Origin of the sequence: Bifidobacterium sp. (genome assembly GCF_051876855.1) — a bacterium.
Lineage (GTDB): Bacteria > Actinomycetota > Actinomycetes > Actinomycetales > Bifidobacteriaceae > Bifidobacterium.
Map to the genome: position 1 here is coordinate 1 of NZ_JBJEIH010000016.1, position 3,195 is coordinate 3,195.

The 3,195-nt window shown below is 62.6% G+C and carries 2 protein-coding genes; one reads left to right on the plus strand and one right to left on the minus strand.

What is annotated here, in order from left to right:
* On the minus strand, positions 1-375 hold a 375-nt coding region (locus ACI38B_RS00850; protein WP_439729139.1), incomplete at its 3' end, for an aminotransferase class III-fold pyridoxal phosphate-dependent enzyme.
* 240 nt (positions 376-615) lie between these two features.
* On the opposite strand from ACI38B_RS00850, the gene ACI38B_RS00855 reads away from it, so the two are divergent.
* Positions 616-2,883 (plus strand): aminotransferase class I/II-fold pyridoxal phosphate-dependent enzyme, encoded by a 2,268-nt coding sequence (locus ACI38B_RS00855; RefSeq protein ID WP_439729140.1) that lies wholly within the window; start codon positions 616-618, stop codon positions 2,881-2,883.
* The last annotated feature ends 312 nt before the right edge of the window (positions 2,884-3,195 follow it).

Genomic DNA, 3,195 nt, shown 5'->3' on the forward strand with positions numbered 1-3,195 from the left:
CTCGTTCGCGTCGGCGCCGGCGTTTGTGAAGAACACCTTGTCGAACCCTTCTGGCGCGCGTCGTGCCACGAGCGAGGCGGCCCGCCCGCGGGCTAGGTTCGCGTAGTCGGGGCCGATGGTGGCGAGCAATTCGGCCTGTTGTTTGATGCCCGCGACGACCGCGGGGTGCTGGTAGCCGATATTCACGTTGACCTGCTGGCTGGTGAAGTCCAGCATCTCACGGCCATCCGCGTAGTTGAGCCACACGCCGTGGCCGGTGACTACCTCGGTTGGGTGGAGGTTGCGCTGCGCGTGCCAGGAGTGGAAAACGTGCGCGCGGTCCAACGCGTAGGCGTCGTCCCAGATCGTCTCATCTGCCGAGCAATCGTGTCCCATGATGTGTCCTTTCCTTGGATGGGTTCCGGCGTCGGGCCGGCTGTGTTCTTTTGCATCGCATGTGACGTCATGTGACCTTGCAATTGGCATTGTGGGCAATGAACATTTCGTGTTTTACGTGGACATTTCCTGTTGTGCATCGCCGTGAAACACCGGAATAACCGCGATTGGCGATACTTGGCATGTCATATGAAGCGTGTGCGCGTGGGCCGCGGAGAGTTCAGAAGGCGAGAAGACGAAATGATCACAGACAAGAAGCACAATGATTCGAGGATTCGTCATCCGGACGATGTCGATTCCGGTGATGCGGATTCCAGCGCTGCGGATTCTGCCGCGGATTCTGCAGCGTCCGACATTCGGGCAGGGCAGACGCTGGTCGTCGACGCCGAGCGGCTTGCGGGATTCGTCCGTACCCAGACCGCGAAGGCGACTCCGCAACGCATCGTCGAATCACTGACCACGCTGGTCTCCACTGAAGTTCTGCCCGAAGGAACCCGTTTGCCGACCGTTCGCGCACTTGCGGCGACGCTTCGCGTGAGCCCGGCCACGGTTTCCGCCGCGTACCATATGCTCGCACGTTCGGGGGTCGTCCATTCACGGGGTAGAGCCGGCACGTTCGTGCTTCCGCAGGCGCTGTCCGAAGTGAACATTCCACCTGCCGCAGCTGCGTCATTCGCAGGAGGCGCGGATGGCCGGGGAGCGCGTACAACCATGCCTTCTGCGGCGGGCGCCCGTGCCATATTCGACATGTCCGATGCGAGCCAAATCCTCGGAATGCCGGGCGATGAAGAAGAATCTGGGCAACAGGTCAGTGAAGATGCCGGACACGATGCAGAGCGCGATGCCGAAAGGGCGGCTGGGCGTACTGACGTGCGTGCCAACGGAATAGGCGAGGGGCGTGCCGACGGACGCGATGCCGGGCCGAATCATGGTCGAAAATCCGGTCGAAATACCGGCGTGTCCGCTTCTCGCGCATCGGGTGCCGGTGTGTCCGGATTCGACAGGCGTGCATCCGGCCAGGCGCGAGGCTTCGACGCCGTCCACACCCCGGTCATCGACCTGTCCCGCGGAACCCCGGACAATACGCTTCTGCCGCCAATCCGCCCATATTTGGCCCGGCTCGGCAACCGGCGGGCATTCGTGAACTCGTACACCGGGCCGACAATCCTGCCGATGCTGGAGGAAGAATTGCGCGGCGACTGGCCGTATGATCCGCAGGCGATGACCATGGTGTCCGGGGCGGGGGATGGACTTGCGCTCGCCATCGCCACATTCGTGCGCCATGGCGATGTCGTGATTGTCGAATCGCCCACGTACCCGTTCATTCTTGATGTGCTGCGCGAAAATGGGGCAATCGCCGTTGGCGTGCCGGTTGACGCGGAAGGCATGGATCCCAATCTTCTGTTCGAGGTGCTGGAGCGTTTCAGTCCGTCCGCAGGGCCGACGCGTGACCAGGGCCGTCGCATCGGCATGATCATCATCCAGCCGCGGGCGCAGAATCCTACGGGTATCAGCTATACGCCCCAACGGTTGTCGGTGATTGCCCGGGTGCTGCGCATGTGGGAGCAGGAGGTTGCCGGGCGCGAGATTCCGCCGATTCTCGAGGATGATAGCAGTGGCATGGTCGCTGATGTATTCGCGGTGTCCTTGGGGTCCCTGTTGCCTGACCGGGTGATTCATATCCGCAGTTTTTCGAAATCGCATGGCCCCGATTTGCGGCTTGCGGCATTGTCGGGGACGCGCGAAGCGGTTGATGCGATTGTGGAGCGGCGACGGCTGGGAGCTGGCTGGGTGAGCCGGTTCTTGCAGGAGCTGCTGTGCGAGATGCTTGCGGACCGTCAAGCGTATTCGACCATTGCGGGGGCGCGCCATACGTATGCGCTCAGACGCAAGACGATGGCTGCGCTGTTGGAGCGTTTCGGGATGCAAACCGTGCCGGGGAGCGGGTTCAACATGTGGTTGCCGGTGCGCGATCCGGCTGCGGCGAGGCGGATTCTCGCGCGGGAGCATATCCGTGTGGCGGAAGGTGGACGGTTTCTGCCGGAATTCCGTGTTTTGGCAAGTGATGACGGTTCGCGTGTGCAGGAGTGTGTGATCGGCGGCGACGATTGGGTGGATGGTGGAATCGTCGGGAGCGATGTGATTGCTGGGGTTGTAGGTGTTGAGAGGACTGCGGGCGTTGATGTCGCTGGTGCTGGCGGTGACGCTGAGGTTGGTGGTGTTGCTGGGACTGGTGGGGTCAGCGCTGCCAGTGTCGGGGATGCTGGTTGCAGGGCTGGTCGCGAAATCGGTGACGCCGCCTATCATGTTGCCGACACCGCAGGCATCGGAACTGTTGGAGCAGGCGGTTTCAGCTGTGCTTCGACTATTGGTATTGATGGCGCGGCCGCAACGTTGCTGACCGATGCGGGCATCACCCAAGGCAATGCGATGCGAGTGACGATTTCGCAACCCGAAGCGATCACCGAGCGCGTCGCCCAATGCCTGGTCCAAGCCGCAACTGCCTGAGTTAGGGCGGTGCCGCCCGTTGCGGCCATTTCCGGATCTCATCCCCGCCGCGTCCCCCGATACCACCCGAAAACTCCCCACCGTGTGAGTGAATCCTCACACGGTGGCCGTTCTGTGGGTCCGGTTGACCGGTTTCTGCCGTCGGCCGGGTCGTTGTGTGAGCCAACCCCACCACCCCACAGCCTCGCCAAGCCCCACGCGCACCCCGCCACACCACCCCCGAAACACAATCGTGCGCAGATGGTTACGCACCGCCTCATCCGGCAACAGCGACGTTGCCCAAGAGGAACGGCCGGGAAATGTTCAATCCGC

Bases quoted from the DNA above. Each gene is read 5' to 3' on its own strand.
- ACI38B_RS00855 (WP_439729140.1), top strand. From the start codon at position 616: ATGATCACAGACAAGAAGCACAATGATTCGAGGATTCGTCATCCGGAC.